The organism is Arthrobacter sp. ZBG10 (assembly GCF_001238605.1).
In the GTDB taxonomy this organism is placed as follows: domain Bacteria; phylum Actinomycetota; class Actinomycetes; order Actinomycetales; family Micrococcaceae; genus Arthrobacter.
In genome coordinates, this window is the sequence record NZ_LFQH01000029.1 from 16,547 (window position 1) to 29,662 (window position 13,116).

At 67.5% G+C, this 13,116-nt stretch carries 13 protein-coding genes; 8 read left to right on the top strand and 5 right to left on the bottom strand.

Features of this window, described 5'->3' with window-relative positions; translation table 11 throughout:
* Window positions 1-20: 20 nt before the first annotated feature.
* The 3 genes from ACU18_RS07165 to mmuM all read left to right on the top strand — a co-directional run bounded on the left by ACU18_RS07165 (window position 21) and on the right by mmuM (window position 3,418).
* A complete protein-coding gene (locus ACU18_RS07165; RefSeq protein ID WP_050684846.1) occupies window positions 21-653 on the top strand; it encodes an FMN-binding negative transcriptional regulator in 633 nt (210 codons plus the stop codon).
* A gap of 262 nt (window positions 654-915) precedes the next feature.
* Window positions 916-2,367, top strand: coding sequence for an amino acid permease (locus ACU18_RS07170; protein WP_157407628.1), 1,452 nt, complete (start codon window positions 916-918; stop codon window positions 2,365-2,367).
* 112 nt (window positions 2,368-2,479) lie between these two features.
* Window positions 2,480-3,418 (top strand): homocysteine S-methyltransferase, encoded by a 939-nt coding sequence (mmuM, locus tag ACU18_RS07175; RefSeq protein ID WP_050684848.1) that lies wholly within the window; start codon window positions 2,480-2,482, stop codon window positions 3,416-3,418.
* Here the strand turns inward: mmuM and ACU18_RS07180 are convergent.
* Window positions 3,415-3,963 carry a dihydrofolate reductase family protein gene (locus ACU18_RS07180; protein WP_050684849.1) on the bottom strand — a complete coding sequence of 183 codons (549 nt, stop codon included), beginning with the start codon at window positions 3,961-3,963 and terminating at the stop codon, window positions 3,415-3,417. The genes mmuM and ACU18_RS07180 overlap by 4 nt on opposite strands.
* 232 nt (window positions 3,964-4,195) lie before the next feature.
* Between ACU18_RS07180 and ACU18_RS20175 the strand changes: the two genes are divergently transcribed.
* Window positions 4,196-4,678 (top strand): hypothetical protein, encoded by a 483-nt coding sequence (locus tag ACU18_RS20175; RefSeq protein WP_050684850.1) that lies wholly within the window; start codon window positions 4,196-4,198, stop codon window positions 4,676-4,678.
* Window positions 4,679-4,703: 25 nt separating this feature from the next.
* Here ACU18_RS20175 and ACU18_RS07190 read toward each other — a convergent pair whose 3' ends face one another.
* Together ACU18_RS07190 and ACU18_RS07195 are read right to left on the bottom strand one after the other, a co-directional pair.
* A complete protein-coding gene (locus tag ACU18_RS07190) occupies window positions 4,704-6,854 on the bottom strand; it encodes an EAL domain-containing protein (RefSeq protein ID WP_050684851.1) in 2,151 nt (716 codons plus the stop codon).
* 197 nt (window positions 6,855-7,051) lie between these two features.
* Window positions 7,052-7,321 (bottom strand): GlsB/YeaQ/YmgE family stress response membrane protein, encoded by a 270-nt coding sequence (locus ACU18_RS07195; protein ID WP_050684852.1) that lies wholly within the window; start codon window positions 7,319-7,321, stop codon window positions 7,052-7,054.
* A 224-nt stretch (window positions 7,322-7,545) separates the two neighbouring features.
* On the opposite strand from ACU18_RS07195, the gene ACU18_RS07200 reads away from it, so the two are divergent.
* Window positions 7,546-8,412 (top strand): HAD family hydrolase, encoded by an 867-nt coding sequence (locus ACU18_RS07200; protein WP_050684853.1) that lies wholly within the window; start codon window positions 7,546-7,548, stop codon window positions 8,410-8,412.
* An 18-nt stretch (window positions 8,413-8,430) separates the two neighbouring features.
* Here ACU18_RS07200 and ACU18_RS07205 read toward each other — a convergent pair whose 3' ends face one another.
* Window positions 8,431-9,606 (bottom strand): glycosyltransferase family 4 protein, encoded by a 1,176-nt coding sequence (locus tag ACU18_RS07205; protein ID WP_050684854.1) that lies wholly within the window; start codon window positions 9,604-9,606, stop codon window positions 8,431-8,433.
* Between the two features lie 246 nt (window positions 9,607-9,852).
* Here ACU18_RS07205 and ACU18_RS07210 point away from each other — a divergent pair, with 246 nt between their 5' ends.
* Both ACU18_RS07210 and ACU18_RS07215 read left to right on the top strand, forming a co-directional pair.
* Complete coding sequence (locus ACU18_RS07210) at window positions 9,853-10,359, top strand: PRC-barrel domain-containing protein (protein ID WP_050684855.1); 507 nt, start codon at window positions 9,853-9,855, stop codon at window positions 10,357-10,359.
* Window positions 10,360-10,542: 183 nt separating this feature from the next.
* The gene (locus ACU18_RS07215) at window positions 10,543-11,856 is read left to right on the top strand and encodes a cell division protein PerM (RefSeq protein WP_050684856.1); all 1,314 of its coding nucleotides are present in this window, start codon (window positions 10,543-10,545) and stop codon (window positions 11,854-11,856) included.
* A gap of 53 nt (window positions 11,857-11,909) precedes the next feature.
* On the opposite strand, the gene ACU18_RS07220 is transcribed toward ACU18_RS07215, so the two are convergent.
* Window positions 11,910-12,338 carry a hypothetical protein gene (locus ACU18_RS07220; RefSeq protein ID WP_050684857.1) on the bottom strand — a complete coding sequence of 143 codons (429 nt, stop codon included), beginning with the start codon at window positions 12,336-12,338 and terminating at the stop codon, window positions 11,910-11,912.
* Window positions 12,339-12,377: 39 nt separating this feature from the next.
* Between ACU18_RS07220 and purN the strand changes: the two genes are divergently transcribed.
* Complete coding sequence (purN, locus tag ACU18_RS07225) at window positions 12,378-12,953, top strand: phosphoribosylglycinamide formyltransferase (RefSeq protein WP_050684858.1); 576 nt, start codon at window positions 12,378-12,380, stop codon at window positions 12,951-12,953.
* Window positions 12,954-13,116 lie beyond the last annotated feature (163 nt).

The following is a 13,116-nucleotide window of genomic DNA, read 5'->3' on the forward strand; positions in this document are numbered from 1 at the left end:
GCTCCCCAAAAGGAAAAACCATGTACACCCCAGCCCACTTCGCCGCCCAGCCGGCAGCAATCCAGGAACTCCTCACAGTCCCATCCGCCGCAAACCTGGTGACCATGACGGACCAGGGCCTGCTGGCCACGCTCCTGCCCTTTGTTTTTGATCCGGAAGCGGGGGAGTTGGGCGCGCTGCAGTCCCACGCTGCCCGAAACAACCCGCAGTGGTCCACCCCGGCCACGGGCGAGGCGCTCGCCATCATCCAGGGACCGGACGCTTACATCTCGCCCGGCTGGTATCCGTCCAAGGCAGAGCACGGCCGCGTGGTGCCCACCTGGAACTACTCCACCGCGCACGTTTACGGCCGCCTGGTCATCCACGACAATCCGGACTGGCTGGCCCGCCACGTCCGCCGGCTCTCCGACCTGAACGAGTCCGGCCGGGCCAAGCCCTGGTCCGTGGACGAGGCCCCGGAAAAGTTCATCGCCGGGCAGCTTCGCGCCATCGTGGGCCTGGAGCTGGTGATCACCCGGGTCGAGGCCAAGGAGAAGCTCAGCCAGAACCGGTCCGCTGAAGATGCCGCAGGCGTGGTGGCCGGCCTCCGTGCCACGGGCCAGGAGCCCAGCGCCGCAGCCGTGGAACGCGTCCGCGGCTGCCCGCTTTCCTGACCAGCCCGGCCCCGGCCTCCCCAACCACCAACGGAACGCACGACGGCGGCGCGCGCCTCCCGCCGTCGTCGTGCGTTCCAGGGTACGCACCTCCACAGCGGGCACCGAAGCAGAAAATGATCAATATGAACAAGTATTTTTGTTTTTAACGCGCCAAATTCGGGGATTGTGCTACTTTCGGCTCTGGCGACGGGCACTTCTTCGGCCCGTAAGCACCCCCTGAATCCCCTGGAGACCCGTGGAAACCCCTGCACACCCGACGCTGACCGTCCAGCCCGCCGCACCAAACCGCGACGCGGCTGACCAGCCCGGACTCCGGCGCTCCATGGGTCCGCGGCACCTGGTGATGATCGCCATGGGCGGCGTGATCGGCTCCGGCCTGTTCCTCAGCTCCGGCTACACCATCTCCCAGGCCGGACCGCTGGGCGCCGTGCTTGCTTACCTGGTGGGCGCTTTTGTGGTGTACCTGGTGATGGCGTGCCTGGGCGAACTGGCCATCGCGTACCCGGTGTCCGGCGCATTCCACATCTACGCCGCGCGGTCCATCGGCCCCGCCACCGGGTTCACCACCGCCTGGCTGTACTGGCTCTGCTGGGCCGTGGCCATCGGGTCCGAGTTCACCGCCTCCGGCCTGCTGATGCAGCGCTGGTTCCCGGACGTCGCCGTGTGGGTCTGGTGCCTGGTCTTCGCGGCCGTGCTGTTCGGCTTGAACGCCGTGTCCGCCAGGTTCTTCGGCGAGTCCGAGTTCTGGTTCGCCATCATCAAGGTGGCCGCCATCATCGGGCTGATTGTGCTGGGCGGCGCGGCGCTGTTCGGGTTCCAGCCCCTCGGTGGAGGCGGCAACCACCCGCTCCTGTTCGAAAACTTCGCCACCGAAGGCGGGCTCTTCCCCAACGGGTTCACCGGCGTTTTTATCACCGTACTCGCGGTGTTCTACGCGTTTTCCGGCTCCGAGCTGATCGGCGTGGCCGCCGGCGAAACCAAGGACCCGGCCACCAGCATCCCGAAAGCCATGCGCACCACCGTGATCCGGCTGCTGATCTTCTTTGTGGGCGCCATCGCCGTCATCGCCGCCACCATCCCGTACACCGAGGTGGGCCTGGACGAGAGCCCGTTCGTCACGGTGTTCTCCGCCGTCGGCATCCCCTTCGCGGCCGACATCATGAACTTCGTGATCATCACCGCTCTCCTCTCCGCCGGCAACAGCGGCCTCTTTTCCTGCGCCCGGATGCTCTACTCCCTGGCCGACGAGGGCCACGCGCCCGCCGCGTTCCGCCGCCTCACCCGCCGCGGCATCCCGCTGATTGCCCTCTCCGTGAGCATGGTGGGCGGCGTCGCGTCACTCATCAGCAGCGTGGTGGCACCCGAAACCGTGTACCTGGTGCTGGTGTCGGTGGCCGGGTTCGCCGTGGTGGCCGTCTGGATGTCCATCACCGCCTCGCACTTCTTCCACCGCCGCGCGTTCGTCCGCCGCGGCGGCGACGTTGCGTCCCTCACCTATCGGGCCCCGCTCTACCCGCTGGTCCCGATCCTCGCGTTCACCCTCTGCGTGGTCTCCCTGATCGGGATCGCCCTGGATCCCAACCAGGTGGCGGCCCTGTACTTCGGCGTCCCGTTTGTGGCCGGGTGCTACGCCTGGTTCCACTTCCGGCACGGCAGGACACGGACGACGGCGGCAGCCCGGCCCGGTGCTGACCGCACCGGTGACGGGTAGGACGCAGCCGCCGGCCGCAACCAGCCCACGGCGCCTTCCCGTCCTGCGCCTTCCCCGCCAACGGCATGGCACGTTGCCCATGCTGAAATCACCACGTTTTGGAGTTCGTCCCATGCCCAGCGCCACGTCCCTCTCCCGTCTCCTGGAAGCCCGCGCAAACCTTGTTGCCGATGGTGCCCTGGCTACCGAACTGGAGGCACGCGGCTGCAACCTGGACGATCCGCTCTGGTCAGCCAAGGTGCTGGTGGAGCAGCCGCACCTGATCCGGTACGTCCACAGCGACTACTTCGCGGCCGGGGCCGGCATTGCCACCACCGCCAGCTATCAGGCCACACCCCTGGGGTTCGCCCGCCGGGGCCTGTCCGCAACGGAAGCGCTGGAGCTGGTGGCGCTGTCCGTCAGCCTGGCGGACGAGGCCCGGCGCGGGCACCTGGCAGCGCACCCTGACGCCGGCCCGCTCCTGGTGGCAGGTTCGGTGGGCCCCTACGGCGCCTACCTTTCAGACGGCTCCGAGTACCGGGGCGACTACGTGCTGTCGCCGGCTGCCTTCGAGGACTTCCACCGGTCCAGGATCGCCGCGCTGGTGGATGCCGGCGCCGACGTCCTCGCCTGCGAAACGCTTCCGTCGTTTGCCGAGGCGGAAGCCCTGCTGGCCCTGGTCCGGGAGTACGGCGTCGAAGCCTGGTTCACGTTCTCGCTGCAGGACGGCGGGCACCTGGCGGACGGCACCCCGCTGGAAGCCGTGGCCGCCCTCCTTGATGCCGAGCCGCTGGTGGCCGCGGTGGGGGTGAACTGCGTGCCGCTGCGGCTGGTCTCACCTGCCCTCGACGCGCTGGGCCGCGCCACAGCGACACCCCTGATGGCCTATCCCAACTCCGGCGAGACCTTTGACCCCGTAGCCAAGACCTGGACGGCCGGAACGGATGCCGCCGCTGCTGGTGTGCCCGGCCTGGCCCAGGGCGCAGGAGCATGGCGCGGGCTCGGTGCCCGCATCCTTGGCGGCTGCTGCCGGACCACCCCTGCAGACATCTCCGCCCTGGCGCGGGCCTAGTCCAGCCGTTTGTAGGTGCTCAGGACATTGCCCTTGCTGGTGCGGGACTGATCCGCCAACACCAGGCGCGTAAGCGGGTCGCCGTCCTCGAACAGCCTGCGGCCCGTCCCGGCCACCACGGGGTGGGTCATCAGGGTGAGCTCATCGAGGAGGCCGGCAAAAAGCAGCTGGCGGGTGATGGAGATACTGCCGCACACCGCGATCTCGCCGCCTTCACGGGCTTTCAGGCCCGCGACGAAGTCTTCCAGGGGAGCGTCCATCACGGTGGAGTTTTGCCACTCGAGGGGGTCGGCCAGGGTTTTTGAAGCGACGAACTTTTCCACGGGATTGATGAAGCCGGCAAAGTCCTCGTCCGCCGATGCCGTGGGCCAGTAGCCCGCCCACTCCTCGTAGCTCACCCGGCCCAGGACCACCGTGTCCACGGTTTCCATCATCCGGCTCAGGCCCTGGCCAAGCTCCGCGTCAAAGCTGTCGAACTGGAACTTGAAAGGATCGGAAACCACGCCGTCCACGGAATGGAACAGGCCTGCTGTGACTTTGCGCATCGGTGCCTCCAAAGGCGTCAAGGGACCCTGATCCGGCCCTGGTCCTACCGTATTCCGCGGGCCGTCCGGAGGGAAGGATCCGGGGTGGGCGGGCAGGGCAGGAACCGGGCGAGAAAAGTCTCCGGTTATGTTCATCACTCGCCACGGCGTCTTGCGCTGTATTCGTCACCCGCGGCCCCATACTTGAAATGAACGGCGTTCGCCGAGCCCCGGCCAGGCAGGAGGAAAATGCATGGAACCCCTCAAGAAGATCGTGACCAACCAGTATTTTCCGGCCGCCGCGGTGCTCACTGCCGTGCTGGCCTTCTGGGCTGTAGGGCTGCTGGGCGGACTCTCCCTCCTGCACAACAACCAGCCGCCGCTGGCAACGCTGACGTGGCTGCTTTTTGTGTACTTCGCAGCGGTGCTGTCGCCGTTGGCCGGACTACTGGCCGCCGCGAGCCTGATCCGCCGCTGGCGCCGCAACCGCGCCGCGTTCCAGGCGCTGGAACGCGCGTCAGCCCCGGCGTCATCCGACCGGACCGAAGCTCCCGCCAAGGCCGCCACTTCGAAGCCCGCAACCGCCGCCAGGAACGCGCAGGCAACGCCGCCGCAGCAGCACACCCGGCCTGCGCCGCCGCGGCAGCCCACGCAGGGCGCCGCCAAGCGCCCGGCACCCGCCGCCGGTGACGCCGACAAACACCCCCACCAGCCCGGACGCAAACAGGCCGCTTAGGCGGACCGGATAACAACCAGCCCGGCTACTCCCGCTGCTTCAGCGCGGTGAGCGCCGCCTCGGCATGCCGGACCGCCTGCACCAGCCGGGATCCCGGCTCCGGCAGGGAAAACAGATAGCCCTGCAGCGTGTCGCAGTCCAGGGCCGTGAGGTAATCGGCCTGGGCTGCCGTTTCGACGCCCTCCGCAGTGACTGTCAGGCCCAGGCTGTGGGCCATGTTGATCATGGAGCTGAGGATGGGCAGGCGTTCCAGTCCGGTCCGCACCATGGAGACGAAGGACTTGTCGATCTTTACGGTGTCCACGGGAAGGTCCTGCAGCCTGCCCAGGGAGGAGTAACCGGTGCCGAAATCGTCCAGCGCCACCCGGGCGCCGGCGTTCCGGAGGGTGCCCAGTTGCCTGATGAGGGCGCAGTCGTCGTCGAAAAACACGCTCTCGGTAACCTCCACCACCAATTGGTAGGCTGACACGCCGCTGGCCTCCGCCAGGCTCAGTACCTTTTCTGCGAAATCGGACTCCTGCAGTTGCACAGCCGAAACGTTCACGGCCAGCGACCTGGCGGGGTCCTCGCTGAGCCAGCCCGCCAGCTGCACCATGCTCAGGGCCATCACCTCGATGCCGATCTCACTGATCAGGCCCGTGCGTTCGGCGAGGGGGATAAAGACCGACGGCGGCACGCGCTCCCCGGCGCGGGTCCACCGGGCCAGGGCTTCGACTTGAACCACCTGCCCCATGCGGTGCGAGACAATCGGCTGGAAATCGACGCTGATCTCGCCGCGGGGAACCGCGAGCCGCAGGCCGCCTTCCATGTCGGTCCGCTGCACCAGCGCCGTCATCATGTCCGGGTGGAAACGCAGGAACCGGTTCTTGCCTGCAGCCTTGGCCGCGTACATGGCAATGTCCGCCTGGCGCAGCAGCTCGGAGGGGCCCAGCGTGTCCTGGCTCTTGGAGGCCAGGCCCAGGCTGAGGCTGGGCCGCAGCAGCGTGCCGTGGATTGTCACCGGGACGTGCAGGCAGCGGACGATGCACTCGGCGATCTCATCCGCGTCGGAGCTGGCGGTCAGCAGCACCACAAATTCGTCGCCGCCCAGCCGGGCCACAACCTCGGCGGTGGGTACGCAGCCCCGGAGCCGGCGTGCCACCTCAACGAGCATGTCGTCACCGGCCTGGTGCCCCAGGATGTCGTTGACTTCCTTGAAATCGTCCAGGTCCAGGAGGAGGACGTCCACGGATTTCAAACGGGGCTCAGCCAGGGCCACGGCCAGGGCATCATTAAAAACTGCCCGGTTGGCCAGCCCGGTCAACGGATCCTGGAAAGCCATGGCCCGGAGTTTTTCCGTTTGCGCTGCCAGGTCGAGCATTGCCTGCTGCGCCTGCTCCTGTGCCTTCCGGCGCGGAGTCACATCCCGGAAGCTCCACACCCGTCCCACGATGCCCTGGCCCACCCGCTGCGGCCTCGAATACCGTTCGAAGGTCCGGCCGTCCCGGAAATCCACCACATCGTGGCTTTCTTCTTCCGGATTGTCGTCCAATTCGTTCAGGCGACCCATAAAGGCTACGGGGTCAGCGAGTTGCCCCACGATGATCCGCATGATGGGTTCCTCGCTGTCGCCCTGGAGGAGCTCGGGCGGTATGCCCCACATGGTCAGGAAATTGTCGTTGTAGCCCGCCACCCGGCCCTCCCTGCTCATCACCAGGATCCCGTCAGCGGTGGATTCCAGCGTCGCCGTGAGCAGGGACATGGCCTCGCGCAGATCGGCGTTGGTGGCGTGCCGGTGGGTTGTATCCCGCACCGAGACCAACAGCAGGGGCCCGTCCGGGTGGCCACCGGCGGCACCCGTGTCCGCCGGAACCGGAGACCCGGCCACCTCTGCGTGGAAGGCAGTGCCATCGCGGCGGATGGCCTGCGCCTCCAGCAGCGGCGGGTGGTTGGGGGAGCCGGCCCCGGACCGGCCCAGGATCTGGGCCAGTTCCTGCTGAAAGCCGGCGCCGAGCAGCGCCCCGACAGGGAGTCCGCTCAATTCCTCCGGGCTGTACCCGAACAGCCGCGAGGCGGCGGCGTTGGCCAGGGTCACGGTTCCCCCGCCAGTAAGCGCCAGCAAGGCATCCGGACTGGCGTCAAGCATCGCGCCGAACATCCGCACTGCCACATCATTGGCGTGACCTGATCCGGCCATGACACCACCCCCTCGCACATCATAAAACCAATTTCCACAAATGTGCGGCGATGTGCGGAATCGGTTTCCCGGTTGTTACACCCCGCCGCGGTCATGAACCGCTGCAATGGCAGGAACGGAAGCCAGTACAGGACACAAAAATGCCGCCCTCCGAAAGGGGGACGGCATCTTTGTGTTTTGTGTTGGGACCCGGGCTGCTAAGCCCGGCTGCGTCCGCGGTTGGCCACAGCGCCGTAAACCAGGAGCACTACGATCGAGCCCAGGATGGCGAGCAGCCAGGTGCGGATGTCAAAGAATTCTGCCAAGCCGCCGCCAAAGATCAGCGATCCGATCCAGCCGCCCAGGAGGGCGCCCACAACGCCGAGGACCAGGGTGACCACCCAGCCTCCGCCTTGGCGCCCGGGCAGGATTGCCTTTGCGATGGCGCCGGCGATCAAGCCCAAAATGAGAAATCCGAGAATACCCATGTTGTCACTCCTTAATCAGTAAGTTGTGCCGGGTCCCCACTACCGGTTCCCTCATTCAATCAGCGTGCTTACTTTCCTGCAAGACCCTGAATATCACAGGATGGCTGTCAGTTTGCGGTCGGAAACTGCCCGGGGACCTGTCGACGGGAGCGGAGGCGCCCCCGGCGCGTCATCCGGCCGTGGATAGGATGGAGGGTCCCCGCCACCTAATGAGGAGCTCCGGCATGTCCAGCCAGCCAACCGTCCGTACCCGTGCCGTTTTCCTTGATATTGACGGCACTTACGCTGAGCACGGACTGGCTCCCGAGGCCCATGTGGACGCCGTCCGCGCCGCCCGGCGCCTGGGCCACCTGGTGTTTGTCTGCACGGGCCGGCCGCTCTCGATGGTCCCGGCACGGATCCTCGACGCCGGCTTCGACGGGACCGTGACGGGTGCCGGCGCCCGCGTGGAAGTGAACGGCGTGGTCCTCCGGGACACCCGCTTCAACCCGGACCTGGCCCGGCGGCTCGTGGAAATCCTCGACGCCAATGACGTTGCGTACATCCTCGAAGCCCCGGAATCCCTCCATGGCCGCACAGGTGTGGACCAGCGGCTGCGGAACGTTCTTGGTCCGGTTTTCGCCGAACGGCACACCTCCGGCTCCGGCCAGGATTCCGCCGAGGACCCCCTGGAAGACATCCTCGGCCCCATGCAGTACGGCGATGACCTGCGGTCCGAGTCCTTCGCCAAAATCTCCTGCTTCGACTCACCCGTGCCCCTGCGCAGCCTCCTGGCAGACTTCGGCCATGAGGTGGGACTCATCCCCAGCTCCCTGTCCGCGCTGGGCGAGGGCGCAGGCGAAATCTTTATGACCGGCGTGCACAAAGCAGTGGGCATCCAGGTGGTGGAAGCCCATCTTGGCCTGGACCGGGACGACATTGTGGCCATCGGCGACAGTGCCAACGACATCGAAATGCTGGCCTACGCCGGCGTGGGCATCGCCGTGGAAGGCGGCCACCCGGACGTCCTCGCGGTCGCCGACAGGTTTACGCCCGGCCCCGACAGCAACGGCGTAGCGCTGGCCTTCGCCGAGCTGGGCCTGTTGGACTGACGCGGAGGCCCGGCCCGCTCAGGCGGGCAACCGCCTGCTGCCCCACGGCTTCGGCGCCCCGGCGCTGACCGCAGGCGAGGCAGTCCCTGCCTGGACGTCGTCGTAATGGCGAACCAGTTCGGCGCACAGGACGGGCCACGTCCGCGCCTGGACCGAGTCGTGGGCCGCGGCCGCGAAGGCGCGGCGCTTGGCGTCGTCGCCCATCAGGTCCTGGACGCGGGCGCGCATGCCGGCCAGGTCGCCGGGTTCATACAGCCACCCGGTCCGGGAATTCTCCACCAGGTCCAACGGCCCGCCCCGGCCCGTGGCCACCACCGGCACACCGGAGGCCATGGCCTCCTGGATGGTCTGGCAGAACGTTTCGAATTCGCCGGGATGGACAAAGAGGTCGAAGGACGCCACCGCCCGGGCCAGGTCGTCCCCGCCCAGGAATCCTGTGAAGACCGCTGCGGGCAGAGCCTCCTCGAGCGCGGCCCGCTGGGGCCCGTCGCCCACAACCACCAGGCGGGTGTTGGGAATTCCGGCCAGTGCGGCCAGGTCCTCCACCTGCTTCTCCACGGCGAGCCTGCCCACATAGCCGATGATCCGCTGCCCGTCGGGGGCCACGGAGGCCCGCCACCCGGCGTCGCGCTTCTCCGGCGAAAACCGGGCCGTGTCAACGCCGCGGCGCCACATCTGCACCCGGGGAATGCCCCGGCCGCGCAGCTGGTTCAGCGCAAAAGTGGACGGCACCAGGGTGCGGGTGGCCAGCAGATGGATGTTCTCCACCCGGTTCCAGGCCCAGTTCTCCAGGAACGGAACGCCGTACCGGCCCGCATAACTGGGCACCTCCGTCTGGTACACCGCCACCGTGGGGATGCCCAGCTGGTGGGCCGCCTGCGCTGCCCGCCAGCCCAGTACAAACGGCGACGCGAGGTGGACCACGTCCGGGGCATACTCGGCAAGGATTCTCTTGACCCGGTATACACCGCCCATGGCCACCCGGACGTTCGCGTACCCCGCCAGCGGGACCGCCGGCAGCCGTTGGACCGCAGCGCCCTGGACCTGCGCAGGCGCCTGGGCGTCCGGGGTGGACGGGGCGATGACCAGGACGTCGTCGCCCCGGTCCTGGAGATGGTCCAGCACCCGCAGGATGGAGTGCGTGACTCCGTTCATCAGCGGCAGGAATGATTCGGCAACAATTGCGATCCTCACCCCTCCACGGTGGTGGCTGGCTCTGGCCTGCCGGGGGAGACGGCGTAGCCCGCAGGGAAAGCTTGGGTGAACAACCCGGATTCCCCCGGGCCTGCCGGCGGGTGGGGTTCCCTTTTTCTACTAAGCATGCTTACTGTAGAGGGCAAGCAATGAGGCCTCAAGCAGCCGGGGTCGGACCCCGGCGCTGGACTCCGGCGCCGGGGACAACCACTGCCGGGCATCTGCCGGGCGCAGGCAAGGAGACCCATGCTCGCGAGGGAAGACATTGAAGGACTGCTCAGCCGGGGCGGCCATGTTGTAAGTGCCGATGGGACCACCATCGGTTCCATCGGCCAGCTTTATGCCGACGATGACACCGGCGAACCCACCTGGGTCACCGTCAAGACCGGCCTTTTCGGCACCTCGCAGTCATTTGTTCCGGTCGAGGGTGCGCGCAGCGAGGACGGCAACCTGGTGGTCCCCTTCTCCAAGGACCACGTGAAGGACGCGCCGCGCGTCGAGGCGGACGGCCACCTCACGCCGGAGGAGGAGGACCGGCTGTACACCCACTACGACAGGGAAGTCCGCACCTACTCGGATGTGCAGGACACCACCGTGGAAGCCGTGGACCTCCAAGGCGATGCCGACTTGAACGCCGGCACCCCCACCGCCGGTATCGGCGCAGAGCCGCCCGCGGCAGTTGCACCCTCCCGCGCGGCACGGCTGCGCAGGTACAGGGCACCGGACCGCCGCGACGGCGACGGCCGCGCCTGACCGGTTCCATCCAGGCCGGCGGGGTTCCTGCTATTGGGGGCGTCGGCCTGGCTGGTCAGCTGGAATAACGACGCCGGGAGCACCCGTGTGGTGCCCCGGCGTTTGTTATGCCCGGGCCGGGTCTGCCGTGGCGCGCCTGTCGTTCACCGGCGCGGGCTGCCCGGCGTGACACCATGGAACACGATGAAACTGCGCGCTGATCAGACCGGAGACCGTGGCCTACCCATGCCCTTATGGCTGCAGGGTGTGCTGGAATCGGTGCAGGCCGCCGTCATCTCCGCGCTCGCGGTGCTGGCCCCCATCATCGCCGTCTGGGCCACTGCGGGTTTCCAGAACGGGCAGCCTGATGTCCTGGCCCGCCTGGCCGGACAGTCCTGGCTCCTGGTCCACGGCGTACCGCTGAAACTGGTGGGCGTGGGGCAGGATGCAGCGGCCACCGGGGCCAGCGGGATCCTCAGCCTGGTGCCGTTGGGCCTGACCCTTATTCCCTTCCTCCTGGCCTGGCGCGCCGGCCGGCGGCTGGCGCGCGCCTCCTACACTGACCAACTGTGGCAGGCGCTCCTGGGCTCGTGGGCTGTCTATTCCGTCTTCGGAGCCGCGACTGCCTTTGTGTGCCGCACGCCCGACGTCGTTATTAATCTCTGGCACGCCATGCTGTTCCCGCTGATCCCTTTTGCCCTGGGCATGATCATCGGGGCCCGGCGCGAGGCGGGATCGTGGAGCCGGCTCATCGGTGTGGACGCGGTGGACTGGATTTCCCGGACCAGCCAGCATTCGCGCTGGGCGGGCTCGTACCTTGCGTCCGCCGCCAAGGCAGGCGTGGTGGGCGTCCTGGTGGCGCTGTCGCTGTCGGCGGTGCTGCTGGCCGTGGACCTCTTTATCCATTGGAACCTGGTGGTGACCGTCTACGAGGCGCTCGACGCCGGTGTGGTGGGCGGTGCGGCACTCACCATCGCGCAGCTCGGGTACCTCCCCAACCTGGTGGTGTTTGCGCTGTCCTGGACCTCCGGGGCGGGGTTCGCCATGGGTGCCGGATCCCAGGTGGGCCCGCTGGCCACGGCCGTGGGGCCGCTGCCCTCGGTTCCGGTGCTGGCCGCGATTCCGGCGGGCGGGCTGGAGTTTGGCTTCGTGGCGCTGATGGTTCCCGTGCTGGCCGGTGTCCTGGCGGGCTGGTGGTTCCTCCGCGAAGGTGAAAACCACTTCGACGAATGGCTGTCCATCAAAATCCGTGCCCGCTGGTTCACGGCGTCGGCATCCACGCTGGTGCTGGGCCTGCTCGCCGGGCTGGCCGCGGGACTGCTGGCCATGGGGGCCGCATTCCTGGCGCGGGGCTCAGCCGGACTGGGACGGCTGACCGACATTGGGCCTGACCCGCTGTGGACGGGAGTCTGGGTGGCCGCCGAGGTGGGGATCGGCGTCGTGATCGGTTACGCGGCCGGACCCTGGCTGGAACGCGGGCAGACGGTGCCGGAGCACAACGCGCAGCTGGTGCATTAAGCCGGTGCTGGTGGCGGCTGTCGGGTGCCGGCTGCCGTCTGCCGTCTGCCGGATCAGGGCGCGCCGGGGAAGGCATCCTGAAGCTGCACCATGCAGGACGAATGCGCCTGGTCCGTCAGCGCCCGTCTCTCGCAGGCCTGGTAGTCGCTGACGTCGCCGTAGAACAACGCAGTGACCATGATCACCAGCGCCATCACCGCTGAAACCACCAGCCCCGAGATGGCACCAAACATCACCAGCCTGGATTGCCGGTACTTCGCCTCCCGGACCAGCAGGACGATGCCCAGAGCAATGCTTGCCGCCGTGAGGATGGCGGTCAGCCAGAGGTAGCCCACATCCAGCTGGTACACGAAGTAGGCCCCCAGCACGGAGACAATAAACATCCGGAACAGGGACCGGGTCCTGGCCAGGGAGGCCTTGGCTGCCTCACTGAGCGGGGCCTTCGTTTGCTGGGGCCCGCCTGGATCCGGTGTGCTGTTCATGTTTTCCAGCCTACGCGAGCGTGCCCATAAGCTAGTCCCATGCGTATCGTTGTCCTCGTTTCCGGAACCGGGTCCAATCTCCAGTCAGTCATAGACGCGGTTGAAGCGGGGGAGCTCGACGTCGACATTGCGGCGGTGGGAGCCGACCGGCCGGGCACCTACGGCGTGGAACGCTCCGCAGCCGCCGGGATCCCCACGTTTGTGGTGGATTTCAAAGCGCACCCGGACCGCGCGGAATGGAACGCTGCCCTGACCGAAGCGGTGGCCGCGTTCACCCCGGACATCGTGGTGTCGTCCGGCTTTATGCGGATCGTCAGCCCGTCCTTCATCGACGCGTTCGAAGGCAAATACCTGAACACGCATCCCGCCCTGCTGCCGGCCTTCCCCGGTGCGCACGGCGTCCGGGATGCCATGGCCTACGGGGTCAAGGTCACCGGCTGCACCGTCCACTGGGCCGACGCCGGAGTGGATACCGGCCCCATCATCGCGCAGGAAGCCGTGACCATCGAGGAAGCCGACACCGAGGAAACCCTGCACGAGCGGATCAAGGTGGTGGAGCGCCGGTTGCTGGTGTCCACGCTGGCAGCCCTCGCTGCGCCCTCCCGGACCGAGTAGCCCCCTCTCTCCCAACTGACTCGCAGTTGTTGTCGTTTTGAGCCCTCAAAACGACAACAACTGCGAGTCAGTTGGGTGGGGGACCGTGTGCCTGTGGATAACTCCGAAACTCTCCCACCCGGTTTGCCATTATGAAGGGGTGAAGACTCCCCGTCCGTTGCCG

What these genes read in the sequence shown, in the direction of transcription:
- ACU18_RS07165 (WP_050684846.1), top strand. Translation starts at nt 21, where the DNA reads ATGTACACCCCAGCCCACTTCGCCGCCCAGCCGGCAGCAATCCAGGAA.
- mmuM (WP_050684848.1), top strand. Translation starts at nt 2,480, where the DNA reads ATGCCCAGCGCCACGTCCCTCTCCCGTCTCCTGGAAGCCCGCGCAAAC.
- ACU18_RS07180 (WP_050684849.1), bottom strand. Translation starts at nt 3,963, where the DNA reads ATGCGCAAAGTCACAGCAGGCCTGTTCCATTCCGTGGACGGCGTGGTT.
- ACU18_RS20175 (WP_050684850.1), top strand. Translation starts at nt 4,196, where the DNA reads ATGGAACCCCTCAAGAAGATCGTGACCAACCAGTATTTTCCGGCCGCC.
- ACU18_RS07190 (WP_050684851.1), bottom strand. Translation starts at nt 6,854, where the DNA reads ATGGCCGGATCAGGTCACGCCAATGATGTGGCAGTGCGGATGTTCGGC.
- ACU18_RS07195 (WP_050684852.1), bottom strand. Translation starts at nt 7,321, where the DNA reads ATGGGTATTCTCGGATTTCTCATTTTGGGCTTGATCGCCGGCGCCATC.
- ACU18_RS07200 (WP_050684853.1), top strand. Translation starts at nt 7,546, where the DNA reads ATGTCCAGCCAGCCAACCGTCCGTACCCGTGCCGTTTTCCTTGATATT.
- ACU18_RS07210 (WP_050684855.1), top strand. Translation starts at nt 9,853, where the DNA reads ATGCTCGCGAGGGAAGACATTGAAGGACTGCTCAGCCGGGGCGGCCAT.
- ACU18_RS07215 (WP_050684856.1), top strand. Translation starts at nt 10,543, where the DNA reads ATGAAACTGCGCGCTGATCAGACCGGAGACCGTGGCCTACCCATGCCC.
- ACU18_RS07220 (WP_050684857.1), bottom strand. Translation starts at nt 12,338, where the DNA reads ATGAACAGCACACCGGATCCAGGCGGGCCCCAGCAAACGAAGGCCCCG.
- purN (WP_050684858.1), top strand. Translation starts at nt 12,378, where the DNA reads ATGCGTATCGTTGTCCTCGTTTCCGGAACCGGGTCCAATCTCCAGTCA.